The 25,798-nt window shown below is 71.2% G+C and carries 20 protein-coding genes; 9 read left to right on the top strand and 11 right to left on the bottom strand.

The window, feature by feature from the left end; all coding sequences use genetic code 11:
- Positions 1-31: 31 nt before the first annotated feature.
- From OG462_RS41375 to OG462_RS41365, 3 genes are all read right to left on the bottom strand, one after another.
- Positions 32-211: a lasso RiPP family leader peptide-containing protein gene (locus OG462_RS41375; protein WP_406066118.1), complete on the bottom strand. Its 180-nt coding sequence runs from the start codon at positions 209-211 to the stop codon at positions 32-34.
- 929 nt (positions 212-1,140) lie between these two features.
- Entirely contained in the window at positions 1,141-1,704 is a 564-nt protein-coding gene (locus tag OG462_RS41370; protein ID WP_406066116.1) for a kinase, read from the bottom strand.
- Positions 1,701-2,513 (bottom strand): DUF6042 family protein, encoded by an 813-nt coding sequence (locus OG462_RS41365; protein ID WP_406066114.1) that lies wholly within the window; start codon positions 2,511-2,513, stop codon positions 1,701-1,703. The genes OG462_RS41370 and OG462_RS41365 overlap by 4 nt, the downstream gene beginning before the upstream one ends.
- 858 nt (positions 2,514-3,371) lie before the next feature.
- On the opposite strand from OG462_RS41365, the gene OG462_RS41360 reads away from it, so the two are divergent.
- Together OG462_RS41360 and OG462_RS41355 are read left to right on the top strand one after the other, a co-directional pair.
- The gene (locus OG462_RS41360) at positions 3,372-4,172 is read left to right on the top strand and encodes a maleylpyruvate isomerase N-terminal domain-containing protein (protein WP_406066112.1); all 801 of its coding nucleotides are present in this window, start codon (positions 3,372-3,374) and stop codon (positions 4,170-4,172) included.
- 529 nt (positions 4,173-4,701) lie between these two features.
- The gene (locus tag OG462_RS41355; protein ID WP_406066110.1) at positions 4,702-5,382 is read left to right on the top strand and encodes an IS5 family transposase; all 681 of its coding nucleotides are present in this window, start codon (positions 4,702-4,704) and stop codon (positions 5,380-5,382) included.
- Here the strand turns inward: OG462_RS41355 and OG462_RS41350 are convergent.
- Together OG462_RS41350 and OG462_RS41345 are read right to left on the bottom strand one after the other, a co-directional pair.
- Positions 5,339-5,884 carry a hypothetical protein gene (locus tag OG462_RS41350; protein WP_405862057.1) on the bottom strand — a complete coding sequence of 182 codons (546 nt, stop codon included), beginning with the start codon at positions 5,882-5,884 and terminating at the stop codon, positions 5,339-5,341. The genes OG462_RS41355 and OG462_RS41350 overlap by 44 nt on opposite strands.
- A 468-nt stretch (positions 5,885-6,352) precedes the next feature.
- Positions 6,353-7,188, bottom strand: a protein-coding gene (locus tag OG462_RS41345) for an IS5 family transposase (RefSeq protein WP_406066108.1) whose coding sequence is annotated in 2 segments (ribosomal slippage) — positions 6,353-6,819 and positions 6,819-7,188 — 837 coding nt in all. Because the reading frame shifts where the segments join, the coding sequence is not laid out codon by codon here.
- Positions 7,189-7,344: 156 nt separating this feature from the next.
- Between OG462_RS41345 and OG462_RS41340 the strand changes: the two genes are divergently transcribed.
- Positions 7,345-7,818, top strand: a complete 474-nt coding sequence (locus tag OG462_RS41340; protein WP_406066106.1) for a hypothetical protein — start codon at positions 7,345-7,347, stop codon at positions 7,816-7,818.
- A 557-nt stretch (positions 7,819-8,375) separates the two neighbouring features.
- Here the strand turns inward: OG462_RS41340 and OG462_RS41335 are convergent.
- Positions 8,376-8,846 carry a universal stress protein gene (locus OG462_RS41335; RefSeq protein ID WP_406066104.1) on the bottom strand — a complete coding sequence of 157 codons (471 nt, stop codon included), beginning with the start codon at positions 8,844-8,846 and terminating at the stop codon, positions 8,376-8,378.
- A gap of 230 nt (positions 8,847-9,076) precedes the next feature.
- On the opposite strand from OG462_RS41335, the gene OG462_RS41330 reads away from it, so the two are divergent.
- Entirely contained in the window at positions 9,077-10,312 is a 1,236-nt protein-coding gene (locus tag OG462_RS41330; RefSeq protein WP_406066102.1) for a PP2C family protein-serine/threonine phosphatase, read from the top strand.
- Positions 10,313-11,175: 863 nt separating this feature from the next.
- On the opposite strand, the gene OG462_RS41325 is transcribed toward OG462_RS41330, so the two are convergent.
- A complete protein-coding gene (locus tag OG462_RS41325) occupies positions 11,176-11,565 on the bottom strand; it encodes a winged helix-turn-helix transcriptional regulator (RefSeq protein ID WP_406066100.1) in 390 nt (129 codons plus the stop codon).
- Positions 11,566-11,633: 68 nt separating this feature from the next.
- Between OG462_RS41325 and OG462_RS41320 the strand changes: the two genes are divergently transcribed.
- Positions 11,634-12,284 carry a nitroreductase family protein gene (locus OG462_RS41320; RefSeq protein ID WP_406066098.1) on the top strand — a complete coding sequence of 217 codons (651 nt, stop codon included), beginning with the start codon at positions 11,634-11,636 and terminating at the stop codon, positions 12,282-12,284.
- Positions 12,238-12,996 carry a Tn3 family transposase gene (locus tag OG462_RS41315; RefSeq protein ID WP_406066096.1) on the top strand — a complete coding sequence of 253 codons (759 nt, stop codon included), beginning with the start codon at positions 12,238-12,240 and terminating at the stop codon, positions 12,994-12,996. The genes OG462_RS41320 and OG462_RS41315 overlap by 47 nt, the downstream gene beginning before the upstream one ends.
- A gap of 13 nt (positions 12,997-13,009) precedes the next feature.
- Here the strand turns inward: OG462_RS41315 and OG462_RS41310 are convergent, their stop codons facing one another.
- Positions 13,010-14,095: a DUF5937 family protein gene (locus OG462_RS41310; protein WP_406066094.1), complete on the bottom strand. Its 1,086-nt coding sequence runs from the start codon at positions 14,093-14,095 to the stop codon at positions 13,010-13,012.
- A 99-nt stretch (positions 14,096-14,194) separates the two neighbouring features.
- On the opposite strand from OG462_RS41310, the gene OG462_RS41305 reads away from it, so the two are divergent.
- Positions 14,195-15,469 carry an MFS transporter gene (locus OG462_RS41305; RefSeq protein ID WP_406066092.1) on the top strand — a complete coding sequence of 425 codons (1,275 nt, stop codon included), beginning with the start codon at positions 14,195-14,197 and terminating at the stop codon, positions 15,467-15,469.
- Positions 15,470-15,550: 81 nt separating this feature from the next.
- Positions 15,551-16,003, top strand: a complete 453-nt coding sequence (locus OG462_RS41300) for a hypothetical protein (protein WP_406066090.1) — start codon at positions 15,551-15,553, stop codon at positions 16,001-16,003.
- 592 nt (positions 16,004-16,595) lie between these two features.
- On the opposite strand, the gene OG462_RS41295 is transcribed toward OG462_RS41300, so the two are convergent.
- The 3 genes from OG462_RS41295 to OG462_RS41285 are packed head-to-tail and all read right to left on the bottom strand — an operon-like array spanning position 16,596 to position 22,016.
- On the bottom strand, positions 16,596-18,758 hold the full coding sequence (locus tag OG462_RS41295) for a protein kinase domain-containing protein (RefSeq protein ID WP_406066088.1): 2,163 nt from the start codon (positions 18,756-18,758) through the stop codon (positions 16,596-16,598).
- The gene (locus OG462_RS41290; RefSeq protein WP_406066086.1) at positions 18,755-21,067 is read right to left on the bottom strand and encodes a protein kinase domain-containing protein; all 2,313 of its coding nucleotides are present in this window, start codon (positions 21,065-21,067) and stop codon (positions 18,755-18,757) included. The genes OG462_RS41295 and OG462_RS41290 overlap by 4 nt, the downstream gene beginning before the upstream one ends.
- Positions 21,068-21,083: 16 nt before the next feature.
- The gene (locus OG462_RS41285; RefSeq protein WP_406066085.1) at positions 21,084-22,016 is read right to left on the bottom strand and encodes a hypothetical protein; all 933 of its coding nucleotides are present in this window, start codon (positions 22,014-22,016) and stop codon (positions 21,084-21,086) included.
- 183 nt (positions 22,017-22,199) lie between these two features.
- Here OG462_RS41285 and OG462_RS41280 point away from each other — a divergent pair, with 183 nt between their 5' ends.
- Positions 22,200-25,616, top strand: a complete 3,417-nt coding sequence (locus OG462_RS41280) for an AfsR/SARP family transcriptional regulator (RefSeq protein WP_406066901.1) — start codon at positions 22,200-22,202, stop codon at positions 25,614-25,616.
- Positions 25,617-25,798: the final 182 nt, after the last annotated feature.

The raw sequence follows: 25,798 nt of genomic DNA, 5'->3' as shown, positions 1-25,798 counted from the left end.
GGTCCTGCCCGGAACCCGGCCGCCCAGCGCATCAGTCGTGGGTCGGCGTCCAGTGCTGCGTGTCGTCGGGGTGGCCGTGCGACCAGTTCCCCAGGGTGACGTCACGCACCGATCCGGCGTCGACGAGGAGCAGTTCGGGGTCGCGCCCGTCCACCGCGGTGGCGGGGGCGTTCTCGTGTGCGGGGTCGCGGTGCTGGTGTGCAGAGTTCATCGCTCTCACTCCCGATGGATCGTCAAGAACAGTGACAGGCCGTGATAGACCGTCTGTGATGCCTTCCGCGAGGCTTTCCGAAGTTGTCAGCATGGCCAGTCCACACCGGCGGGTCCATCCCGGCGCAGTGGGGAATCGGCCCCTCCTCCCCGTACCGCGTCAAGTTGGCCGGATCGTGTTCCCGTTGCCCCAGGTCGGTGGTGAGTGTCTGACGAGCTCGTGCACGGTAGACGGTGTCTCGTCGTGCTCGCTCGGTTGGCGGATCGGGCGACCCGGCGTCGACCAGCTCCGCCAAGCACTCGACGTAGCCGCTGTGGCTGGATGACGCCGACTCGGTCGCTCACCAGGGAGGGACGAGGTCGGCAGACTCCCGATAGCAGCTGCCGGCGCGGGGCGCGGCGGCCGGAGCGCAGTCGTCTTCGCCGCGCCGCGCTCACATGGCCCGGCCAGAGCGAGGTCAGCCGGCGCCTGCCGCGACAGCCCGTACAAGCACGCCTCGGTGAACAGCCGCTGCGGATCGGCCTGGAGGTGGGACGAGAGTGTGTCCATCGAGATATCGGTGTGCTGCTGGCAGTACGCGGCGATCACCATGGACGCCATGTCTGGTGTCGGAGGCGTCCGTATGTTCCGGCAGCTTGTAGGAAGGCGGAGTAGGCGTTTTGCTGCTCCTCCCGCTCCCGCCGCTCCACCACGCGGTCCGGCAAGATCCTGCCGGCGTCCAAATCCCGGCGCACCTTTCGCGCACGACTGGATACGGATGACGCTGATCCGCGCCACTGGACAGCTACCTGCCACCGCAGGTCGCCTCGCTCGCGCGAATGGTCGCCGAGGTCCTGGAGGAGCCACAGCCGGCCACAGCGTGACACCCGAGGACGTGGCGTCGTTGGACGATGCGACCTCCGAGCCACGATAGATGTCCCGTTGGCTCGTCAGCGGTCGATCGGGAGCACTCGGTCCAGGCCGCTCTCCCGCAGGATCTGCTGGATGGTGTCGTGCAGGGTGCTGGCCGCGTCGATGACGGTCTCCAGGGCGTCGGGCAGCAGGTCCTTCTCCCTGTACCAGTCGCTCAGGTGGTAGGCGGTGACGTGCTTGAGGTACTCGGCGTCGGGCTTCGTCGCGTGCCTCAGCACCGTCTCCGCGTAGGGCACGTGGAGGTAGTAGCAGCGCGAGACACCGCGGTGGGCGTGCACCAGGTCCTGGAGCATCGTGCCGTAGCGGTCGGCGTACAGGATGCCCTCCACGACGACGTGGAAGCCGTTGTCCAGGGCGTAGCGGGCGGTGAGGTCGATCAGGCCGATGTTCACAGCTCCAGGCCGGTCGTGTTCGCGCAGCACGATCCGGCGCAGGTTGTCCTGGCCGACGATCGCGAGGTTGCGGCCGAACTTCTCGCGCAGGCCGGCCGCGACGGACGACTTCCCCGAGGCGCTGTTGCCGCGGACCACGATCAGGCGCGTGTCCTGCGTTCCCACCGGGCCCGGCACGCTCTCGGTCATGCGTCGTCGGTCTTGATGCTCAGGTGCATCCGGGTCTCGTTGAAGTGGTCCCAGTCCATGACCAGGCGGAAGCGCTGATGTGCCTCCAGCCTCTCCGCGTCGGCCCGCTCCTTCCCGCGGTGCACCTGGGCGTCGCCGGACTCCACGAGCTCCGCGAGGGCGATGCGGACGTCGTCGGCATCCTGGCCGGTGGCGACCGCCAGGCGGTCGAGGGAGGTGAGGACCTCCTGCGGTTCACCCAGATCGTCGACCAGGTACTTGATGAGCCCGTTGACGAGCGGGCCGGTGCGCATCGTCCAGCGGATCCAGTCGAGCCGCTTGGTGAGTTCGGCATCCAGGGGCAGCAGGTCACCGGGCAGCGGCAGCGCGGCGGGCATCGACCATCGGATGCCGTCCGGCGTCTCCTCGCGGCGCGCCAGACTCCAGGTCAGGTAGAGCTCGGACAGGTCCCGCACGGTCGTCGGCACCGGGAAGCCGGCGGCCGTGAGCATGGCGCCGAACTTCTCCCAGCGGTTCGCCTCGGATGCTTCGCGGCCCTCCGGCGCTTCCTCGTAGTCCCATTCCTCATCGGGCCACGAGAACGTGAGCGCGCCGTCGAGATCGCCGCCGATCATGTCCCAGTGGCCGTCGAAGATCTCCTGCAGGAGGTCGTCCAGGGAGCCGGTGAAGCCGGGCTGGCTCGCGGTGCCGATCAGCATCGTCAACGGGAAGCCCTGGCGGGGCAGGACGTGGTCCCAGCCCGAAGCCCACCAGTCGTTGTGCATCGCCATGTCCCGGCGCGGTCCGGGCACAGACGGATTGTCAGTCATCCGCAGCTCTTCCTCGAAAGACGGCCAAACGCTGGCAGCGTACGCACTGTGGTGCACGAAGCGTTCTCAGTGGACGGGTTCGCGAGCCTATGTCCATTTCCGGGCACGGCTGGGACGGGGGTGCTGGTCACGCTGCTCGGCCGGCTACCACCTCCTGGCGAAGCTGCCGGTGCCGAAGGGGCGGCCAGAACCCGTCGGCGAGGGCTGTGACGGTCTGACGGGAGACAACGCATGTCGTTTCATTGTCACTGAAATCTGGCTGCCGGTACGGTCGTTGAGCCCTTGGCTGATCAGGTGGAGGCCCTGGGCGGGGAGGGGCGGCGATGCAGGCTTCGGAGTTGGCCGTTGCAGCGGTACAGGTGTGACCGGAGGGACTCCGGTCACAGCCAGGCAGAAGACGGTAGTTCAGGAACTGGTCTGGAGCCGCCTTGAGAGAAGCACTCTGGGCGCCTCTGCGCCGGCCCGGCTGCACGAGCAGCCCGGCGAGGGATCAGCAGGCATCGTGGCCTCAGTGGCTGTTGTTGTTCCGAACTTGAGGAGTGCTGGTCGAACGGGGGTCACCTGAACTCCCGACCCGACCGGTCCTTCCCCGCCGTCGTGACCTCCGCGTCCATCACAACGAGCGGCAGCATGACCGCGCGCACCGGGTGGACGTCACGTCGCCGAGGTGCCCGGCCGCACGGCGAGGCCAGAGCACCCACAGGCACGACGCCTGGCGTACCGCCACCACCAGCGTCCTCGCAGCAGTGCGCAGCTTGTCACCCGAGCGGTGGGAGGCGAGGACGTCCGCAATGGCCAACCGGCGGCGACTGTGAAAATCGCTGTCCGATCACCGGAGCACGGTGATAGACATCCGGCGTGGAAAAGAATCTTGAGTTCCCTGACCTGTTGCGACTGATCGATGAACGGTCGACCGCCTTCCGCGCCGTGGTCGCCGCCGCGCCCGGTCTCGACGCGCAGGTGCCGACCTGCCCCGGGTGGACGCTGTTCGATCTGGTGAAGCACCTGGGTGGGGGAGACCGTTTCTGGGCCGCCATCGTCGGCGCGGGGTCTGCCGACGCTCCCCCGGCCGAGGCCGTCGCCGCGCGCGCCGCGCTGGAAGTGCCGCAGGAGCGTGAGGCCCTGCTGGCCTGGCTGGACGCGTCGACGCAGCTTCTGCTGGGCGCCCTGCGCGCGGCGGGACCGGAGAGCGGTTGCTGGACGTGGTGGCCCGCGTCGCAGTCACCGCAGACCGCCGGCGGCACCGCCCGGCACCGGGTCCAGGAGACCGCTGTGCACACCTACGACGCCCAGCTCGCCGGGGGCGCCCCGCAGCCGCTGCCGGTCGAGCTGGCACTCGACGGTGTGGAGGAGTTCCTGTTCACCGTCTGCGCAACGCCGAGTGCCTGGCCGCACAAGCCCACGGCCTTCGACTTCCACGCCGCCGAGGGCCGCTCCTGGCGCCTCACCGTCGACGGCGACGGCGCACGCACCACCCACATCCCCGCGCCCACCGCCGCGACCGGCGAAGACTCGGACGCAGCCGGCGCCTCCGTCCACGGCACGGCCAGTGAGCTGGTCCTCTACCTGTACGACCGGATCCAGGCCGACTCCTTGCACGTTGACGGAGACGCAGGGCTGCTCGACCTGCTCCGCGCCTGGGAGCCGGAGGAGAAGTAGGACGTAGCGGGGGCTGTTGGCCGCGCCTCGAGCCGGTAGGACACGACTCTTCGCCAGGTTCGTCAGTCGCGGCACCGGGCTCAAACCCGCGAGGCGGCCTCGGGGCGTCACCAAGCCGACCGTCTACCTGGATGGCAGTGCGAATTTGTCCGTCCCAGCGATCACGAGAAGCGACGCGACTGTCGTCGTCCCGATCTCGTCGAGAAGTCAGTCGATCGGGTGACTGCGGCGGCTGCCGTGCATGAGAGCAGGGCCTCTTGGTAGCTCGAAGGGTGTCGAAGCCAACGTGCGCTCCAGGAGGTCCTGTTGTCGCATTTCTACGGCAACGCGGGAGTGGGGTCCACTTCAGCCACTCTCGCGTGTGACTGTCTGGCTCACAGGTTCGGGAACGCCAGAGACCACGGGGCGCGCGAGCGTCGGTATGCCACCGACATGTCGGACGCCGAGTGGGCGGTGGTCCGGCCACTGCTGCCGGTGCCGGGCTGGCCGGGGCCGGGGCGGGCAACCGGAGGCTTATTGCCACCGCGCGATGCTGGACGCGATCCGCTACCTGGTCGACAACGGCACGAAGTGGCGGGCCATGCCTGCCGACTTCCCACCGTGGGACCGGGTCTACGCGTTCTTCCGGCGCTGGCGCAACCACGATCTGGTCCGCGAGTTCCACGACCGGCTCCGCCGCCTGGTCCGCGAGCGGGCCGGGCGGGACTCGGAGCCGGGCGCGGGCGTGATCGATTCGCAGTCGGTCAAAGCGGACGAGGTCGTCGGCTCTGACAGCCGCGGCTTCGACGGCGGCAAGCTGATCAACGGGCGCAAGCGGCACGTCGTGGTCGACACCCTTGGCCTGCTGCTCGCGGTGATGGTCACCGCAGCGGATGTGGGCGACCGCGCTGCGGCCCAGGTCCTGCTCACCCAGGTCACTGCCGCGCACCACCTGCTGGCCCTGGTCTGGGCCGACGGCGGATACACCGGCAGCCTCGTCGAGTACTGCCTCGCGGCCCTCGCCATCGTCAAACGCGGCAACGACATGCGCGGCTTCGTCGTGCTGCCCAAGCGGTGGATCGTCGAGCGGTTCTTCGCCCACCTGATGCGAAGTCGCCGTCTCGTGCGCGACTTCGAGCGTTCCATCGCCAGCGCTGAGGCGATGGTCTACTGGTCGATGACGATGCTCATGACCCGCCGCGTTGCCCGGCCACGTCCTTCGCGAGCGTGAATCGGCCAGGTGCCGGCTCAATCAGCCAGCCGCGCGCCGTCAGCCGCTTGGCCTTCGATCGCAGTGCCTCCACCTTTCCCGGTACGGGGTCCAGGCCGAAGCAAGCGGCCATCTCCTGGCACGTCAACGCTCCTTGACCGAGTCGGTTACGGTCGCTGAGGGCCTGCAGGATGCGCTGGTAGTCCACCGACAGCGCCGACCAGGCCAGCCCCGCGCGCCACACCGGCACCACTGTTTTCGGCTTCGCCGCCTCCGCCGGTTCAGGCCGCGCCGGTTGCACACCGGGAGCCGGCAGACCCTCGGAGGCGGCGGGGCCGACGACGGCGTCGTTGCCCGGGGCCAGTACCTCGCCAACGCGTGAGCGGGCGATGACCCACTCGTTCCACTCCCGCTCAGCCAAGGCCAGCTCCGCCTGGAGGCGGTCGGCCTCCTCCCGCAGATCGTCGACACGACGGCGAGCGGTGAGCTCACGCTGTTCCAGCAGTCCCACGACCGACGGCATCCTCGACCTCCACCAAAGCAACGACACGACACCACTGCCACGAGACCGCCGACCCTATGCCTGACCAGCGAGAACGCAGTCCTCAAGCCCGGAAAGACAACAACCTCTCAGTGCTGACCGACGAATTGCGAGCGCACCCGGAGTTCGCTGAGCTGATGGCCAGGGTCCTCCACGTGCCTCACAGCCCACCGCCGCAGACCGCCACACGCCGGCGCGCTGCGGCGGCCCCTCCGCCACCGCTCCTGCCCCCCCAGGCCTGTTGCGGCTCCCGCCCAGGTCCCAGATGCTGCCAAGGTGCGGAAGGTACTACTTCTCGGGCTTCCGCATACGCTCCTGGCCTACATCGTCATCACCATCGCAACGCGAAGCGGGGTGGGGGTGGGTCTTCAGATCGTCATCCTGCTCGTGCGCGTCGTCGACCTTGCCGAGGGCGCCGCGCTCATCACCGAGAGCGACCTCTTAGAGGTCCTAACAGGGGCGTTGGACGTGTCGGTGGGTGATGAGGCAGGCGGCGAGGCCGAGGAAGGCTTCGTGGATGCCGTCCCGCCGTTCCCAGCGGACACGTAGCCGTCGGAAACCGTGCAGCCAGGCGATGGTGCGTTCGACGACCCAACGGTGGGCTCCGAGGCCTGAGCCATGCGGGACACCGCGCCGAGCGATGACCGGCTTGATGCCCTGGGCCCAGACGAGGCGGCGGTACTTGTCGTGGTCGTAGCCCCGGTCGCCGAGCAGGGTCTCAGGCCGCCGTCGCGGCCGGCCGACCAGGCCCGCGACGGGCGGAATCTTCGCGATCAGGGGCATCAGCTGCGTGACGTCGTTGCGGTTTCCGCCGGTCAGCGACACGGCGAGCGGGATGCCCTGCCCGTCGACGAGGACATGGTGCTTGCTGCCCGCACGTGCTCGGTCGACCGGGCTGGGCCCGCTTTTGGGCCCCGCCGAGCGGCCCGCACATGGCTGGAGTCGATCACCGCCCTCGACCAGTCCAGCTGCTTCGCCGACCGCAGCTTCGTCAGCAGGACGACATGGAGCCGATCCCACACGCCGGCCTCGTTCCACGCAGCGAGTCGTCGCCAGCACGTCATTCCCGACCCGAACCCGAGCTCCTGAGGCAAGTACTCCCACTGGATCCCCGTATGGAGCACAAACAGGATCCCGCACAGAGCCTGCCGGTCAGGCACCCGCGGCCGCCCCACCACCAGCTTCGGCGGCGGGACCGGCAACAACGGCTCGATCAATCCCCACAGTTCGTCCGAGACGACCCACGGCCGAGAGTTCCTCTCCCCCACGAAGGAACCAACGACCATCCAAGCCGACAGTCACACCATCAACAGCTTCCGTTAGGACCTCTAAGGAGCTGGAGGGCGCGCCCTGCACGGCCGCGGGGCGAGTGAGGCACGGTACTTCGACTGGGAGTGGGGACTCCCTCCTGACCCCTGGACTGACCGCCGTAGGCTGACCCGATGGGGTTCTTCGAACGACTGACCGGCACCAGGCACCCGGCAGGCGGAGTGACACCGCTCACCGCGGCCGCGGTCCGCGACGCCATCCTCGCGGTGAGCGGCCCGGAGGTGCCCTACCGGGTGCGCCTCGCCAGCCCTTCGGAGAAGGCCGACCTGATAGCGGACTGGCGGATCCAGCACCGCGCCTTCGGCGAGGATGTGGATCTGCGTCTGAGCATCCGCATGCGGCTGGACCCTCACCGGCGCGAGGTGCGGGCCCTCCAGGAGCAGCGGTCGAGCACCAGGGGCCGGCTGTCGGCGTCGCGTGAGTACGGCCGCGGGGCCGGGTTCTCGGTGCAATGGACATACGAGCAGGGCCCCGACGGCCGCCGCCGCAGGGTCAAGACGCTCGACACCCGGGACATGAGGAACGTCCTGCGCGAGGCGGTTCTCGGCGCCGGGTGGACATGGCGGCCCCGCCTGCTGAAGCTCTGACCGCCTGCGACCAGCGCACCCTGCACCGCAGGCATCCATGGAGGGGGCAGTTCCCGAACAGTTTGAACGGATCGACCTGTTCGGGGTCCCGGGCGCTGTCCTGCACGAGGCGAGGCTCGGCGGCTGGTGCTCACAGGAGCCCGCTCCGGTGCCGACCAGAGCCCCGCAGACCGCAGACCGCAGACCGCAGACCGCAGACCGCAGACCGCAGACCGCAGACCGGGCACGACTACCCTGAAACTGACTGGCGGCCCCCTCGGCGAACCATTCTTGGATGGCACCGGCTTCAGCGAGGACGGGTGATGGTCTGCGCGAGAATGACCTGCCTCTTCGTCACCCATGTCAGCACCAGGCCGCCACGACCTATCAGCACCAGCTACCAGAGCACTCGGGCTGCACCGCTGACAACCAGATGACGACTCTCCACTGACACTCCCCCGCAGACCATCACTGACGCTCAAGCGAATTGCACAGACGGCGAGCTGCGGGCCTGGGAACTGGCCGCGGCTGCCTTGTGTCTGGACGACGCGGGTAGGCCGCTCGGAAGGGTGCGCGTCTCATGCCTTCAGGCGTCCGGCCTCGGCGGGCTCGCCGCCGTCCCGGACAACCACGACTGGCGTGACGGCCCCGGCCGCGGCCTTGAGACCGACTGAGCCGAGCAGGAGTGAAGAGAACCCGCCGAGACCACGGTGTCCGACCACGATCGTGTCGCGCCGTGAGGCCGCACGGGCGAGGCTGGAAGCAGGGGCGTCACGGCTGAGCTCATTACTCACCGGCAGCGCGGAGTGGCGCGCGGTGACCGCTTCGGTCGTCGCCTCAAGCAACCCGTGGCCGGCTCGGTGGACGCGAGCGACATCGGCCGGGGAAAGGTAGTGGGTGCGGTGCTCGGAGTCGCAGGCGTGGACGATGTGGAGCCAGCCACGCATGTCGGCCTCGGTAGCAGCCCACAGGACCGCCGTCCGTGCGGAGGCCGATCCGTCGACACCGACGACAAGCAAGCCCAGAGCGGGGAAGTGAGCGCCTGCCATGACTCCTAATCGTCGAGGTCGTGTGATGAGGGCGTCCAGGACTGCCCTCACGCTGCCACCGAAACGCGGCGGCCGACGGAGGCCACGGGAGCCAGGACGATGCCGTAGCGGTCCTGGACCTGCTGTCGGCGTGGAGGGACAATTCGCGTATCACAGCCCTGGGCATCGCATGGCATTCCCGGTGACGACGCACGTTCACCGCTGCACAGCTGAGAGGACCGGTGCATGCCGTGGGACCGGACATTGACTACACGGCGTTGTTCGCGGCCACGCCCAGTCCCTATCTGGTACTGGGTCCGGACCTGGTGATCGTCGACGTCAACGAGGCATACCTCCGCGCCACCGGCCGGACCATGCAGGACCTGGTCGGCCAGCACCTGTTCGACGCGTTCCCGGACAACCCGGCGGACGCGAACGCGGACGGCGTGCGGAACCTGAACGCCTCGCTGCAGCGGGTCCTGCGGTCGAAGCAACCGGACACGATGGCGGTACAGAAGTACGACATCCCCGTCGTGTCCCGGCCCGGGACGTTCGAGGAGCGGTGGTGGTCGCCGATCAACACCCCCGTACTGGGACCGGCCGGGCAGGTGGCGTGGATCATCCACCGGGTGGAGGACGTGACCGATTTCGTCCGCTCCCGGCCGCCCGGACAGGCCGGGGGGCTACTGGCCAGGCGGCAGGTGATGGAGGCCGAGCTGTACGCACGGGCACGGGAGCTGCAGCGGCTGAACGAGGAGCTGCGGCAGGCACACGCCCGCGAACGCCAGGTCGCCGTGACCCTACAGGAGGCCATGCTGCACTCGCCTGACCTGGAGCAATACCAGAATGTCGCGGTGCGCTATCTGCCGGCGGTCGGGTCGCTGAACGTGTGCGGCGACTGGTTCGACGTCGTCAATCTGCCCGACGGCTGCTTCGGCGTCGCGGTCGGCGATGTCGTCGGCCACGGTCTGGAGGCCGCCGCCGTCATGGGCATGCTGCGCAGTGCCCTGAGCGCCGCCGTCCGAGCCGTGCACGAACCGGCCAAGTCGCTGGAAGTCCTCGGCCTGTACTCACGATCGGTCGAAGGCGCGCTGGCCACCACCGCCTTCCAGGCCGTGATCGACACTCGTCAGCAACAAATCGCGTACAGCAGCGCCGGACATCCCCCGCCCGTTCTGCTGCACTCCGACGGCACCTACGACCTGCTGGTCCAAGCGACCGACCCGCCGCTCGGCGCACGTCCCGAACACGTCACCCGCCCGCAGGCCGCCCTCCCCTACAGCTCCGGTGACACCCTCGTGCTCTACACCGACGGACTCATCGAACGCCGCGACGAGGACATCGACGCCGGCCTGCACCGACTCGTCGACGCCCTCACCCACCACGTCCGCACCGGCCCCGACGCCCTCGCCGACGCACTGCTTGCCCGCCTCGGCGTGGCCGGCGGCGCCCGCGACGACATCGCCCTGATCGTCGTCCGCCTCTGACCACGCGCACAGGCAGCCAGCTCCCAGCGATCCAGTTCGGCCTCAGGGGACACCTGCCTCCGGCGCGTGCGTCAGCTGGAGGCAGGACGGGGTGGCTCCGGGGCTACCGGGCGATCATCGACCCGGAGGCGGTGAGGCGGGACGAATCGGCCTGGAAGCGCTGCCGACCACATCCGCCACGTCCTGACCGCCACCGGCGCCCGCGCCGCCGTCGAGGACACGATCGACCACCGCCGCCACGCGGACCTGACCGCCTTGGACTCCGCACCCTTCCCCGTTGCCGTCACCGCCGCCCTGCGCATCCTTGCCCGGACTGCGGCCACCCGCGACCGCTGAACAACCCAGCCGGCAGCAGGCGAAGGCCGTCAAGCTGGCGCCCGATCGCACGGAGGAGCTCTCCGCCCTCGGGATGCGGTGGTCGTGATGGTCGTCGCCGCCGTGATCGTCGCACTCGCGGCCGGCTATCCGCTCGGCCGCCTGCACCCGTGGCGACGCCTGGGCGTCTGGGCAGGTGTCGTGGACGGCGGCGCCTGATGCTGTTCTTCGAGAGCTTCCTGGCGCATCTTTTGGCGACCTTCGGCACGGCTGCTGATCTCCCCCACCCGCCCCGCATCCGCGGCGTAGTCCCCGGCGCTCGGTTCCTACCGGCCCCTGGCCCCGGCACCCGCGGCCTGCCGGGGCCGCCGCACTCCCGTCGCCGCGACGTCTACGCCCGGCCCGGCGAGCATGGGGGCGACCGCTGGCCAAGCTCCTGAGCGGAGACCGCTGGGAGAGCGCCCAGCCCACCGCGCGCGGCCAGAGCGGGGAGTCGGGGAATGCCGATCCTCGCTCTTGGTATGCCGTTTGCATGGGGGTGCAACGAATCAGGGGGCCTTCCCGGCCTGCGACGCGGCCCGGGCCCGCTCGATCTCGTTGATGTGGGCTTCCGTCCACTGGCGGAGCGCGGTGATCGGCTCTGCGAGGCTGTGGCCGAGCTCCGTCAGGTCGTATTCGACCCGGGGCGGAACGGTGGGATGGACGGTGCGGGAGACGAACCCGTCGGCCTCGAGGCCGCGCAGGGTCTGAGTGAGCATCTTCTGCGACACCCCCTCGATGCGTCGGCTCAAGTCCGTGTACCGCAAGGTGCCTGCGAGGAGCGCGTCCACGACCAGAATGGTCCACTTGCCGGAGATGTGATCGAGGACCTGGCGTGTCGGGCACTTCGCGGAGTAGACGTCGGCCGGCAGCCCGGACGATTCCACAATGGTCTCCATGCGGGGAGAGTAACGCACAAAATAGTGCCCTCTTCCTATCGGAGAGTGACTCTCCAATAGTGAGTGACATGACGAGTCACACGATGTCTGTCGCAGAAGCGATCCGCACCCGCCGCACCATCCGCCACTACCTGCCCGACCCGATCCCGGAAAGCATGCTCGACGCGCTTCTCGGTCTCGCCGTTGAGGCCCCCACCAGTTGGAACCTGCAGGACCGGTCGATCGTCGCGGTATCCGGAGACGAGGGCCGTGCGGGGCTGGCATGGGCCACGGGGGGCCAGCCCCAGCCGCAAGAGGCTCCGGTCGTACTGGTCTTCGTCGCCGAGCCTCAGTCCTGGCGTGATGACCACAGCGACGTCTATGAGCAGGCGCGCTGCGGCGGAGCGTGGAGCGACGAGTTCGTCGCGATGTTCTCCGCCGCATCGCGGGCGTTCCAGGAGGATCTCGACCAGCGGGGTCTGCTCCGGGAGTACGCGGTCAAAGACGCCATGATCGCGGCTTCCTTCGTGATGCTCGCAGCAACGGAGATGGGCCTGGCGACTTCGCCCATGAACGGCTGGGACGAGAAGAAGGTGAAGGAGGTGATCGGTATCGGTGACCGTAACGACCTGGCCATCGCCTTGTTGGTGTCGGTCGGCTACCCGGCGGAGGCGCGGCGTCATCCGGGGCGGCGTGCCCGGGAGCACACCGTGTTCCGCGAAACGTACGGGGCTCTGTGATCGCCGACACCGCCTCGTACCCCGACATCTTGGTCGAGCTGTTCGCGATCTGCGGCTACCAAGTTCTTCCTCGCGGATCGCCGACATCGGCAACGCCTGTCTGTGGCGCACCCACGCGAGCGCCGACTACGGCCCCCTCCAGGAAGCCGCCGGCCACACCGTGCGCCTCGACCGCGTGCGGGGCGGCACGCTGCGAGTGGCCGTCTCTCTGACCACCGGAGAGGTCTGCGGCTACGGCCTGATCCGCATGGTCTATCGCGACGGGCGACCCACCGGGCTCGGGGACACGTTCACGCACTACGGGCGGCTCTTCAAGACCCTGCACCTCGTGCTGGCAACCTGTACGACGCCGGGGCTGACGAGCTCAAGGGTGTCCGCGAAGTTCCAGGTTGTCTCATACTCCTGGCCCTGGTGGTGCCACTCCGTGCGGCTGATCGGTCTTTCGAGCAGGGTCTCCAACCAATCTGCGCGCTCGGCCGGTTCCTCCGCTGTCCCCGACGCCCGGAAGAACCCTCGGTCTGAGCGCTCATCAACGTTGAACACTGGTCGCAGACCTTCCCGGCCTCCACGTGCCCGTCGTAGAAGTGCACGGCCCACTCACCCAGCACCGTGTTTCGCTCGTCGTCGATCAGGGCGACGTGGACCAGGAGCGACGAGTCGTCCTGCGGGCGACCGACGCGACGCCCTCGTCTCCGGCAGACGAAGCCACTGAGCACCGAGGGCACTCAGCGCAGCACCGCCGACAGCAGGTTCGTGCCCAGCGCCGTCATCGCGGACAGGTCGAGGGTGTAGTGGACGTAGCGACCGCGCCGCCGGGCCGTGAGCAGCCCGGCGTGGCGCAGGACGGCGAGGTGGCGGGATACCTCCGGGGGTGAAAGTTCCCAGGCGTGGGCCAGCTCGCCGGTGGTGTGCGGGCCGCGGGCCAAGGTACGCAGCAGCCGCAGCCGTACCGGATGGGCGAGCGCCTCCAGCCGAAGCGTGACGGCTTCCAGCGACACCGGCTCTGCCGGACTCGGCTCGGCCACGGGGTACTGCACCACCGGCTGCCACCCGGGCGCGTGGACCGCCACCAGGTGCGGGCGGCCGAAGACGCTGGGGATGAAGGTGACCCCGGTACCGTGGGCGGCGGTCGCCTTGTCCTGCAGTTTGTCCACGGTGATGCAGTCGCCGTCCGGTGCCAGGGTGACTGCGCCGGAGACCGAGGCGAGTGCCGCCCCGATGCCCTGGCGCTTCAGCAGGTCGTTCTTCAGACGCAGGTCGGTGGCCAGTTGCACGGCGACGCTCGTCCAGGCGGCGTCGAAGAAGGCGTCGGCGCACTGTTCGAGGGTGCGGCGCACCCGTGCCCGCACGGCGGCCGGGTCTGCGAGCAGCCGTTCCGCGAAGGCCTCTTGCAGCGGGCCGCGGGCCTGGGCGAGGTCCAGGGCCCGCTCGCGCGCCGTCGCGTCGGTGAGCGGCGACGGCGCAGCGAAGTGGACCCGGTTGCTGCCGCACGTGGTGATGAGCGCGGACCTCACATACGTTTCGTCGTCTATCCGGTCCACGCCGTCCAACTCCTCGGCGAGGGTCGGCCGAGGCCGGGCGGGGACCAGGAAATCGGCTCGTGAGGAACGCCAGAGGAACTCCGCCTCCCGCAGCCGCTCCGCCAGCTCCGGCCGCAGCCTGGCCCAGACGTCCCCGGCCCAGCCGGCGAGTCGCGGATGATGCCCGGGTTCGGCCAGCACGTGCAGCATCGCGGTCAGCTCGGCCAGCGGAGAGGCGGCGAACCGCAATCGCTCGGACGGCAGGCCGCTGATGTCGATCCTCAACGTCACTCCCCCATCATCGCCGACCGGACGGCCGGCGACGGCGTCGGTTGACGATGGTCGTCAACCGACGTGGCCGGCACGGCGGTTGAACACACCGTTGGCGCCATGCCAACCACCACCAAGATCCGGCCCCGCGCCCTCGTCCGCGCCTCCGGAGGGCCCCGCTATGCCGTCGCCCTGGCCGTGGACGCGCTCGGCACCGGCCTGCTGCGGCCCTTTCTGCTGCTCTACGGGGTGACCGTGCTGAGGCTGTCCGCGCCCGCCACCGGCATCGCCATGACGGCCGGCGTCGTTGTCGGTCTGGTGTGCATGCCCGCGGTGGGCCGATGGCTGGACCGGGGTGCACGCAGCACGGTCGTGGCGGCGTCGATGCTGGTGCGGGTGCTGGGCGTGGCGCTGCTGCTGGCCACCCCGGCAGGGCACGTCTGGCTGTTCGCGACGGCGGCGCTCTTCCTCGGCATCGGCAACCAGGCATGGCCGGCCGCCCATGCCGCTCTCGTGGCCACGGTCGCCCACGGCCGCGAACGCGACGCCGCTCTCGCGGCAGGCCGCGCCCTGCGCAACGCCGGCCTGGGCGCGGGTGCGCTTCTCGCCACCGCATGCCTGGCGGGCGGCACCACCGCATTGCAGGCGCTGGCAGCCGTCACCGCTCTCGCCTATCTCGCTGCCGCGGCCTTGGCATGGTCGGTCCACCTGCACACGCATCCGGCCGTTACCCCGGCCAAGGACAAAAACGACGGGCCGCCACCCCGGATGCGCGCGCTGCTGGCCGCCAACGTGGTCTACGCCTTCTGCCTCAACGTCCCCGAAATCGCGCTCCCTCTGGTCCTGGTGACCCAGTTGCACGCATCCCCGGTGTGGTCGGCAGCCATCTTCGTGGCCAACACGGTGCTGGTGGTCACCCTGCAGGTTCCGGTCACCGTCCTGATGTCCCGCTTCTCCCGGCGGACCGTGCTGGCTCTCGCCGGCGTGGTCCTCACCGCGTCCTACCTCGGCTTCCTGGCGGCCGCCTCACTGGGACACGGATGGGGCGCCCCGGCCGTCGCCACGGTGTCCGTGGTCTGCACCCTCGGCGAGATCATCTATGCCGGCAGCGCCACCGCGCTCATCACCGCCCTCGCCCCGGCCCATGTCCTGGGACGCACCCTCGCGCGCTTCCAGCTCTCCACGGGCTTCGGCCTCGCCGTCTCCCCGGCAGTCGTCACCACTCTCGCACCCCACGGCCCGGCCGCCCTCTGGGGCAGCCTCGCTGCTGCGACGCTCCTCTCCGCCTCCGCCGTCGCCACCGAGAAGGATCAAGACGCGGCTCAGCGGTCGATTCCACCGGGCGCGAGCAGGCTCATGAACTCGGCCATCGCCTCCGGCGACGGTTCGAAGTAGCGGCGGACGTTCTCCGGCTTCTTGTGTCGGGAGCGCGGAGGAACAACCCGGGACGCAGCCCTAGGTGGCAGGATCCCCCGCATGACTGAGTGGGGGTTCGCCCTGATCGCCGCCGGGTCGGCCATCTTGGGCAGCGCAGTGACAGGGTTCTTCGCGTGGAAGGCCGGCCACCGGCAGGCCGCCGCCGCCGAGGCGGCGGGCAACGCGCAGGCGAACGCGCTGATCGCCAGCGTCCAGACCACCCTTGACGCACAACGCCGCGCCCGCGCGGTCGACCAGCGGCGACAGGTCTACGTTCAGCTCCTTGAGGCCTGCCAGGCCTGGCAAGTGAACCGGGAGCCAGACGCTGGAGTACGGATGCTCAGCGCAGTCCAGCTGGTCTCACTGGAAGGGCCGGTGGACGTGGAGGAAGCCGGCCGCCAGTATGCCGCCGCGTCCGAAGGTTCATCGCGAGATGCGGAGCAGCGCCGGAGGATCGACCGCCTTCGTGAGCGATACATCGAGGCCGCACGTCGAGCCCTCGACCAGACCTGACAGGAGCGACGGGCGGGCCGGCGAAGCAATCGCCCGAAGGTGAACCACCGCCGGCCACCGCACTCGTCGGGCTACTCGGTGGTGGGCTCCCCGCGCAGCGCCCGGCCTGCATGGGCCTGACTCAACCCGATCGTCCGGGCGATCGTTTCCCGGTCGACACCGCGCTCGTGCGCGGCACGCGTGGCGAGTTCCGGCGGGCGACGAGGGCCTGCCGGCGGTCACGGGACGCGACCCTGCGCTGGAGAAGGCGCCCCGTGCAGGAGCGCGCGGCCGGCCGGAGGTGGCACCGTTGTCGGATTCGGACGGTCGGGTCGTCGTGCCTCGGCGTCCACTTCACGGTCGCCGGGTCGGCTCGATCCGGGCCATCACGTCGGCGTGTTCGAGGACGGGGGCAGGACTGAGATGCGGGGCAGGGCTGGGGTGCGGGGCAGGTGCCTCGGTGTGATGTCCAACCGGGCGATGCCCGCGCGGCGGGCGTCCTCAATGGCCCGCCGCTGCGCGGCCAGGTCCAGGCTGCGGTCGTCGTGCAGGCGGCCGGGAGGTGCGCCGCAGGCTGAATGACGACGTTTCGAACGGACCCGTCACATCGCCGTCAGGCCTTCGGCACCGAGAAGCGGAGCAGCTTGCCCGACCACGTGGCGTAGAGGTGCTTGCCGGCGATGTGAGTCGACCAGGAGCCGGAGGCGCCGTCGGCAGCGTGATGCCAGACCTGTTCGCCGGTCTCGGCGCGGAAGGCGTACAGGCCCTTCTCGCCCGCGGCGAGGAAGAGTCCGCCCAGGGCGCCGAGGAACACCGGGTCCCCCAGGCCGGAACCCGCCGTCCAGCGTTTCGCGCCGGTCGTGGCGTCGATTCCGTACAGGACCTTCTGGTCCAGGTAGCAGACGGTCGCGCCGGAGCGGGCGTAGCCGCGGTTGCCGCGGGCGGCCGTCCCTACGCTCCACAGGGTCTTGCCCGTCTCCGGGTCGAAGGCGACGAGCAGGCCGCGCGTCGAGCCGTTGGCCCCGGTGCCCGGGTAGCAGAACAGGGTTCCTTCGAGCAGGCTCAAGGACCCGCTCCAAAGGAGGACCTCGCTGTTCGTCGGCGGAAGTTTCGTGGGCGCGCTCCGGAGTGTGCTGCCGTCCTCGGGATCGAGTGCGAGCAGGTTCATGCGGGCGTCGATGGCGTAGAGCACCTTGCCGTCGGCCGGCGGGTAGAGGGTGACGAGGTCCTTCGCCCAGACGCGCTCGCCCGAGTCCGCGGCGAGGGCGGCGTATCCGATGGTGGTCGCGGCCGGGTCCGTCTTCGAGGAGCTGCCCCAGGCGATCAGAGCACCGGCCCGGGTGGTGCCGATGACGGCGAGGGCTCCCTTCACGGCGGACGACGTCCAGCGCACCTCTCCGCTCGACGCGTCGAGCGCCTGGAGCCGTTCGCCGCTCGCCGTGACGACGATCTTGCCGTCGCCGAACTCGAGTCGGGGCGCGTTGTCCCCGTCCGGGGTCGCGTTCCAAACCTCCTTCCCGGTCCGGCCGCCGAACGCGTGCACCTTGCCGTCGGTACGAACCGTGTAGACGCGCTCGTCGTCGACGAGAGCGTCGGTGTTCTGCCCGCCGGGGTCCTGCCACAGCAATGTGCCCGTGGCCCGGTCGAAGGCGGCCCCCGAGGCCTGTTGGACGCACAGCAGCGTGGACTTGGTCACCGCGCTCAAGGACATGCCGGGCCGGGGCAGGTCGTGGGTCCAGTCGAGCACGGGGGTGGCCGCGGCGCCCTCGCCGCCCCCGCGCAGGAACCAGGCGGTGCCACCGGCCGCGGCGGCCACGGCGAGCACCCCGCCGCCGAGCAGCAGCCGGCGGCGGCTGAGCAGCGGCGGGCGTACCGCGTCCTGCAGGGTGCGCTGGTCCTCGGTCACCTGGAGTTCGACCGCGCCGAGCCAGCCCGTGGTGGTCTCCGGCCGGAGCCAGGACTGCAGTTGCTCGACGTCGGGCCGCCGGGCGGGGTCCTTGTCCAGGCACGCGGTGACGATCCCGAGCAGGCCGTGCGGGACGCCGTGCAGCTGCGGTTCCTCATACGCGACCCGGTAGAGCAGGGCGTGGGCCGCGCCGGTGCCGAACGGCGGTATGCCGGTGGCTGCGAAGGCGAGCACGGCGCCGAACGCGAACACGTCGCTCGCACCCGAGAGTTGGGCTCCCTGCGATTGCTCCGGCGACATGAAGCCGGGCGAGCCGGCGACCTGGCCCTCGGCGGTGAGGACGGTGCCGTCGACGGCCCGGCTGATGCCGAAGTCGATCACCCGGGGGCCGTCGAGGGTGAGCAGGATGTTGGACGGTTTGAGGTCGCGGTGAACGAGCCCCGCGCGGTGGATCGCGGCAAGCGCCTCGGCCAGGCCTCCGCCGAGCACGCGCAACGTGGCCTCGGGCATGGGCCCGTGGGCGTCCAGGGCGTCGGAGAGCGAAGGGCCGGGGATGTAGGCGGTGGCCAGCCAGGGCTGCGGCCCCTCGGGGTCGGCGTCGACGACCGGCGCGGTGAAGGCGCCGGAGACCGCGCGGGCGGCGTTCACCTCGGCCTTGAAGCGGCGGCGGAAGTCGGGATCGGCGGCCAGTTCGGGGCGTACGACCTTGACGGCCACCGCACGGCCGCTGCGCGAGGCGGCGAGGTGGACACGGCCCATGCCCCCCGCACCGAGCTCACGGATCACCCGGTACGGGCCGATGTACGGGCCGGTGGAGCCGGCCTGCGGGGGTGGCGGGGACGACGGCGGAGGGGTGGGCGGCGTGGTCACGAGGTGGTGCTCCGGAAGGCGTAGAGGGTGGTCTCGGACGCGGCGAAGAGGGTCTCGCCGGAGGTCTGCAGGTGCCAGGTGTCCTTGCGCCCGGCCTCGCTGCCGCCGGGCTGATGCGCCCAGAGCAGCTTGCCGTCCGAGGCGCGCAGGACGACGAACCCCGGGACCTCGCCGGTGGCGAACGTGGGGATGGCCACCACGGACGAGGAGACGACGGGCCCTTGGGACATCGCACCGCCGGAGGTCGACAGGTTCAGCGGGCTCGCGGTGTGCCACGTCTGCTCGCCGCTCTTCATGTCCAGGGCGAACACGGTGTCCTGACCGTCGAAGACGTAGGCCCGCCCGCCGCGGACCGTGGACGGGCTGATGGTCGTCGTCTCGTTGACGGCGGTCCACAGTTTCGCGCCGTCGGAGGCGCGGAAGGCCTGCACCTTGACGCTGACGACGAGCAGCGTCGTCCCGTCGGAGGCCAGTCGCGGGTAGGCGCCGGGTTCGATGACGTCCGGGACGCTCCACCGCTCGGTGCCGGAGCGCAGGTCGAGGCCCCGGAGGGTGCCGTTGTCCTGCAGGAAACAGAGACGACCGGAGACGTGGGCCTGGAAGTCGCTGCCGCGGATCCTGCGCGACCACAGGGCCTTGCCCGAGCCGAGGTCGACCGCAAGGACTCCGTAGCCGTCGTTGCCACTGGTACCGAGGACGGCGATCGAACCGACGATGGACTGGACGCTGTGAATGAAGTGTGCGTTCTGGCCGTCGGGTCCGGGCCGGGTGACCGCGTACGCGAACTTCTGCCTGCCCGTGGCGTCGACACCGAACAGATAGCCGTTCTCACCGCTCCAGCCCTCGGCGAACAGCGTCGAACCCTGGACGCCCAGCCATTTCGGTGCACTCGTGACCTCGGAGGGCGTACGGAGCGAACCCGTCCAGCGTTGCTTCCCGGTCGTGGTGTCGTAGCCGATCGCGTGGGTCGTGTCCCAGCGGACCAAGGTGTTCCCGATGAGCCGGAGTTGTCCGCTCTCCAGCTTCTTCAGCGGAGTCGTCCATCGTGGCTTGGGGCCTGCCGGGACCTTGGGCTCGGGGAGCCCGGTGGTGCCCGAACCACCGCCCGTACCCCCGCCCGCGCTCGTACCGCCGCCCGATCGCGCCGGGTCCTTGCCGCGCCGGGACCTCCATTCCGTCAGCGCCGCGGCGCCGCCCGCCGCCACGGCGGTGGTGCCGCCCGCGGCGATCCACAGGAAGGTACGACGGCTCGGCCCCTTCGGTCCGGCCGGGGCGACGGGCTGAGACAGGGGCGCCATGGGTACGGGCGGTGCGGTCACCAGGACGGCGGCGTGCGCCGCCCGCCGCGCGAGATCCTGCCGCAGGCCCTCGGTGAGCAGCGCGGCCGGGTCGGCGGCCCCCAGCGCGGCGAGCACCGACGCGGCGGGCGGCCTGCGGACGGGGTCCTTGTCCAGGCAGGCACCGATCAGCGGGGCCAACCCCGGGGGAACGCGGTCGAGTCGAGGAGGGTGGTGGACGGCCCGGTAGAGGATCTCGGCCGTCCCTCCGGCGCCGAAGGGGCCCTGCCCTGTGGCTGCGAAGACCAGGACACAGCCGAGCGAGAAGACGTCGGCCGCCGGTCCGGCCTCGCGGCTCGACACGATCTGCTCGGGCGCCATGAAGCCAGGTGTCCCCATCACCGCGTCCGTCCGGGTCACCTGTGTCGCGTCCACCGCCCTGCTGATGCCGAAGTCGATGACGCGGGGCCCGTCCTCGGCGATCAGCACATTGCCCGGCTTGAGGTCGCGGTGGACGATGCCCGCCTCGTGGATGGCGAGCAGCGCCTCGGCGAGACCGGTGCCCAGGGCGCGCAGGGCGGGCTCGGGCAGCGCGCCGAAGCCGCGTACGACGTCGTGCAGCGAGGGTGCGGGGACGTAGGCCGTGGCAAGCCAGGGCTGTGGGGCGTCGGCGTCCGCGTCGAGCACCGGCGGCGTGAAGAACCCGCTGACGCTGCGGGCGGCTTCGGCCTCGCGTCGGAAACGCCCGCGGAAGTTCGGCGCGTCGGCGTACTCGGGCCGGATCACCTTCAGGGCGACCAGTCGCGATCCCGGAGACCGGGCCAGGAAGACCCGGCCCATGCCGCCCTCGCCGAGGAGTTGGAAGACCTCGTAGGGGCCGATTCGCGCGGGGCTCTGCTGCTGAGGGACCTGGCCGCGCGGCAGCGGTACGGCGGTGAACGGTCGGGTGGCCGCGTCCGGCTCCCGCGCAACCGTGGTGTACGGAGGCTGCTCGGCCGTGGGGTCGGCGCCCCAGGAGGAGGGTGTGTGCACGTCGTCGTCGCGGCGGTCAGCTCAGCGAACCGAGGACGTCACGGGCCACGGCGACGGCGGCGTCCTCGGCCTGCTTCTGCGTCGTGTCGGAGTCCTTCCGGCTGAAGGTGTAGTCCGAGGTGACCACGGCGTTGCCCTCACGGACGATCACCTGGGCCTGGGTCAGGGACCCCTCGGAGTCCCCGGCGTACACGACGAAGGCCTCCTGGCCGAGCCCGCTGACGGGCTTGGAGTCCATCACCTTGCGCAGGGTGCCCATGTCCTTGAGGGCGGACCCCTTCTTCATGTCGTAGTTCTCCTTCGCCCCCACGCCGACCGAGAGATGCACGTCCAGGTTCTGGAACGGGCCGTCATAGCCCGGCCTCTCCCAACTCGGGCTCCTGGTGATCATCGACGCCAGGTCCTTGTCGTCGAAGAGACCGGGCGTGCACTCGGCTCCCGGAATGATCCTCTCGACGGTGGACGCCTTGACCAGTTCGCACCCCTTGGGCACCTTGGTGAACGCCTTCTCCGTCGGCTCCTCGGGCTGTGCGGCACCTCCCGGCACACCGGACGGCAGCCCCGAGGCCGTGCCCTTGTCGTCACCGCCCGACACGGCGACGACCACACCGACGGTCACGGCCACGGCGAGCGCCGCCGCGCCGGCGATCAGCCAGACCCGCGAACCGCCGCCGCGCGGGCCTCCGCCCGGGCCCGCGGGAACCGGCTGCGCCCAGGCCGAGGGCGCGGCCGGCGCCTGGGGCGGGAACGGGGGCGGGGCCTGCGGCGGGCCTTGCGGCGGGAACGGGGGCGGGGCCTGGCCTGGCGTCGGGGCCTGCCCCGGCAGCGGGGGCGGCGCCTGGCCGGGGCCCTGCGCCGCCGGTCGCCAGGACGGATCGGCCTGCCCGAACGGTTGGGTGGGACGGTCGCCGAAGCTCTGCCGGGGGTCCACCTGCGGGGTCTCACTCACGGGGCAGCCCTCTCTTCTCGTACGGTTCTCGCTCGCGGGCTACGAGGTTGGCCGGATCCCGGCATGACTTGGCAGACTCTGTGGTGTGGTGCTGCGATGCCGATGAAATCCTGCTGAAGCAAGCATTCTGAGAACTGCGCGCGCAGCACGGGGCGCGGGGGACGTGGGGACTTGGACGTGGGAATGGATGCAGCGGGTACGGGAACGGGCACGGGCTCAGGTGCGGGTACGGGTACGGGTACGGGTACGGGTACCGGCATCGGCGCGGGTCGGGCCGGGACGACGGCGCCGTTGAGGATCGACCTTCTAGGTCCGGTACGGGCCCGCCGGGCCGAGGCGCCGCTGTCCCTCGGCCCGGTACGACGGCAGGCGTTCCTCGCCGCCCTCGTCCTGCGCGGCCCGGACCTGGTGACGTACCGGCAACTCCTGGACGACGTATGGGGAAGCGAACCCCCGGGTACCGGCCACCGGGTCCTGCCGAGCTACGTCTATCCGCTGCGCAAGGCCCTCGACACGGCGGGCGCCGGGCCCGACCGGTCGGTGATCCTCGGCGGGCGCGGCAGCTACCGTTTCGTGCCCGGTAGCGCCAGGACCGACCTCGACGAGCTCGCCGCCGAGGCGGCGCTCGCCCGGCGGGCGAAGGCCGCCGGGGACCACGACTCCGCGCTCGGCCACGCGGGTCGGGCCCTCGGCCTGTTCCGCGGCGAGCCGCTGACCGGGCTGCCGGGTCCGCTCGCCGACTCCGAACGCCGACGGCTCGCGCGGCAGCGGCGCGCGTTGCACCAGGACCGCGTCGAGTGCCTGGTCCTGCTCGGGCGCTACTCGGACGCCCTGGACGAGCTCATGGCGGTGCCCCTGGCCCAGCCACACGACGAGCCCCTCGCCGCGCTGCGGATGCGCGCGCTGTACGGCAGCGGCCGACAGGCTGAGGCGCTCACCGCGTACCAGGAGACGCGAGGGCGGCTCCTGGACGAGCTGGGCGTGGAGCCAGGCGAGGAACTGCGCCGGATACAGCAGGCGGTGCTGCGCCGGGACGACCGGGTGCTGCTTGGCCGGCCGCCCGGGCCGCTTGGGTCGCCCGGGCCGCGCGCGGCCGGGCCGGGGGCCTCGGCGCCGGGGGACGGCTGGCGCGAGGCCGGTCGGCACCAGGACGGCCGGCGCCAGGACGCGCCGTCTCAGGACGCTCCGCACCAGAACTCCTTGCACCAAGGCGTCCCGCACCAGGACTTCCTGCACCGGGGCGTCCCGCACGAGGACGGTCGGCGCCAGGACTCGCCGTCACAGGACGCTCCGCACCAGGACTCCCTGCGCCAGGGTGTCCCGCACCAGGATGGTGTGCCCCGGGGCGCCCGGCATCGGGACGCCCTGCCCGAGGATGCTCGGCGGCGGGACGCCCCGCCCCGCGGCCTCCCGCTCCAGGACGGCCGGACCCAGGACGCCCCGCTCCCGGCCGCCCCGCCCCAGGCCCCCGCACCCCTCCGTGGCGGCTCCCGCCCCGACCGCCCCCGGCCCCGCCACAACGAACTTCCCGGCGACACCGCCTGTCTCGTCGGGCGCGAAGCGGAGCTCGGCCTGCTCACGGCGTCTGTGCCGTCAGGGGCGGTGTCCGTGGTGGCTGTCGACGGCACCGCCGGTGTCGGCAAGAGTGCTCTGGTGGTGCGGGCCGCCTGGATGCTCGGCGACGCCTGCCCCGACGGCTCCCTGTACGTGGACCTGCACGCGCACGGGGCCGGGCACGAGAGCGTCGACCCGCGGCGGGCCCTGCGCCGGCTCCTGCGCACGGTACGCGGCACCGGCGACGACCTGCCGGAGGACGGGCCCGACGAGCTGACGGATCTGGTGACGGCCTGGCGGACGGCCACCAGTGCGCTACGGCTGCTCCTGGTCGTGGACGACGCCCGCAGCGCCGAACAGGTGCGGCCGCTGCTGCCCGCAGGACCGGGGAGCCGGGTCCTGGTCGCGGGCCGGCAGCGGCTGCCCGGTCTCGACGCCGATGTGCGGCTCACCGTGGAGCCCCTGGACACCGGCGGCGCGGTCGGCCTGCTGCGCACGCTGCTCGGCGAGGACCGGGCGGACCGCGAGCCCGAGGCCGCCCGTGAGCTCGCCCGGCGCTGCGGCGGTCTGCCCCTGGCGCTGCGCATCGTGGGCGCCCGGCTGCAGAACCGCCCGTCCTGGACCCTGGCGCATCTGGTCGGCCGGATGTCCGACGACGCGCGCAGCCTCGGCGAGCTGAAGGCCGAGGACCGCAGCATGGCGGCCGCGTTCCGGATGTCGTACGACCAGCTCACGCCCGAACTGCAGCGCGGCTTCCGTGCGGTGAGCCTGTCCCCGACGGCCCGTTTCGACGGACTCACCCTCGCCGCCATGCTGGACAGCTCCCGTGAACACGCCGAGGACCTCCTGGAGGACCTGGTCGACGCGAGCCTGCTGCACCAGCCGCAGCCCGGCCGCTACCGGCTGCACGATCTCGTACGGGCCTACGCCCGGCGCCTCGCTGCCGAGGCCCCCGGGCAGGCCGCCGCGGACCACGCTGCCGTACTGCACCTCTACACGGCCGCCTGCCGCATCGCGGGCGACTGGGGGCCCGAGGGCTTCCCGACCGGCCCCGACGTCACCTCCGCCCCCTTCGCCGACTGGCGGGAGGCCACCGCCTGGCTGGACGGCGCGGGCGGCGAACTCGTCGACGTGGTGGCGTACGCCGCTGACGCAGGGCAGTACGACCACGCCTGCTGGATCGCCGAGGCGATGGTCGGCCAGCTGGTCCGCCAAGGCCATCACCACGAGACCCGCGCCGCCCTGGAGACGGCCCTGACCTGCGCGGACATGGCCACCGACCGCCGGATGTCCGCCTCCCTCCGCAACTGCATGGGCCTCGTCGACATCCACCAGGGCAGGTTCCGTCAGGCGTACGCCTGGTTCACCGACGCGCTGCGTCTCAGCGGCGGCCAGGGCGATCAACGGGACCGGGCCCGGGCGATCGCCGGGATGGGAGCCGCGCGGTGGCCGCTGGGACACATCGAGGAGGCGGTCGCCCACCTGAGCGAGGCGGTGGAGCTGGCGGCCCGGCTCGGCGACGACTGGCTGGCGGGGACCGCGACCCTGAACCTCGGCGCCATCCACGGCAATCACGGACGGTACGAGGAGGCCCTGGCGCACTACCGCACCGCGCTCTCCGTAGCGGAGAAGAACGGCCGGCCCAGGACGATCAGCGAGGCCCTGTGCTTCGCCGCCGACGCCCACCTGGCCCTCGGCCGCCACGCGGAGGCCACGAGCCTGCTGCGACGGGCGGCGGACCTGGCCCGCGAGGCGGGCGACGCGCCCCTGCGCGCGAACACCCTGTCCCGGCTCGGCGCCGCCGAGCACGCCCAAGGGGACCTGCACGCGGCCGTCGACACCCACCACGAGGCCCTGTCGGCCCTCACCGAGCACACGAGCACCTGGCTGGAAATGGAGGTCCGCACCCGCCTCGGCCAGAGCTACGCCGCCGTGGGCCGTCGCACCGAGGCACGGCGGGAATTCCGGACCGCCCTCTCCCTGTCCGGGGCGGGCGACCACCCCCGCGCCTACGACATGGCCCGCGACGGACTGGACAGCTGCTGACGGCCCGGGTGAGCGAGCGTGTCCGTTGGGGTCTCGGCCCGTTGTGAGGGTGTGACCTAGACCGGACGCATCTCCTCAGTCCTGGCCGTCGCCGCCGCCTTCTCGTGCCTCGGCGCCGCCGCGGCGCAGGCCGCCGCCCCATCGGCCCGCTCGGGCCGCCGGTGAACCCGGTCAGCGAGCTC

This window comes from Streptomyces sp. NBC_01077, from assembly GCF_045162855.1.
Taxonomy (GTDB): Bacteria; Actinomycetota; Actinomycetes; order Streptomycetales; family Streptomycetaceae; genus Streptomyces.
Note: the sequence above shows the minus strand (reverse complement) of the source record. Positions and strands in the feature narration are given on the sequence as shown.

What these genes read in the sequence shown, in the direction of transcription:
- OG462_RS41320 (WP_406066098.1), top strand. Translation starts at nt 11,634, where the DNA reads ATGACGAGTCACACGATGTCTGTCGCAGAAGCGATCCGCACCCGCCGC.
- OG462_RS41375 (WP_406066118.1), bottom strand. Translation starts at nt 211, where the DNA reads ATGAACTCTGCACACCAGCACCGCGACCCCGCACACGAGAACGCCCCC.
- OG462_RS41305 (WP_406066092.1), top strand. Translation starts at nt 14,195, where the DNA reads ATGCCAACCACCACCAAGATCCGGCCCCGCGCCCTCGTCCGCGCCTCC.
- OG462_RS41340 (WP_406066106.1), top strand. Translation starts at nt 7,345, where the DNA reads ATGGGGTTCTTCGAACGACTGACCGGCACCAGGCACCCGGCAGGCGGA.
- OG462_RS41325 (WP_406066100.1), bottom strand. Translation starts at nt 11,565, where the DNA reads ATGGAGACCATTGTGGAATCGTCCGGGCTGCCGGCCGACGTCTACTCC.
- OG462_RS41370 (WP_406066116.1), bottom strand. Translation starts at nt 1,704, where the DNA reads ATGACCGAGAGCGTGCCGGGCCCGGTGGGAACGCAGGACACGCGCCTG.
- OG462_RS41280 (WP_406066901.1), top strand. Translation starts at nt 22,200, where the DNA reads ATGGATGCAGCGGGTACGGGAACGGGCACGGGCTCAGGTGCGGGTACG.
- OG462_RS41355 (WP_406066110.1), top strand. Translation starts at nt 4,702, where the DNA reads ATGCTGGACGCGATCCGCTACCTGGTCGACAACGGCACGAAGTGGCGG.
- OG462_RS41365 (WP_406066114.1), bottom strand. Translation starts at nt 2,513, where the DNA reads ATGACTGACAATCCGTCTGTGCCCGGACCGCGCCGGGACATGGCGATG.
- OG462_RS41350 (WP_405862057.1), bottom strand. Translation starts at nt 5,884, where the DNA reads ATGCCGTCGGTCGTGGGACTGCTGGAACAGCGTGAGCTCACCGCTCGC.
- OG462_RS41300 (WP_406066090.1), top strand. Translation starts at nt 15,551, where the DNA reads ATGACTGAGTGGGGGTTCGCCCTGATCGCCGCCGGGTCGGCCATCTTG.
- OG462_RS41335 (WP_406066104.1), bottom strand. Translation starts at nt 8,846, where the DNA reads ATGGCAGGCGCTCACTTCCCCGCTCTGGGCTTGCTTGTCGTCGGTGTC.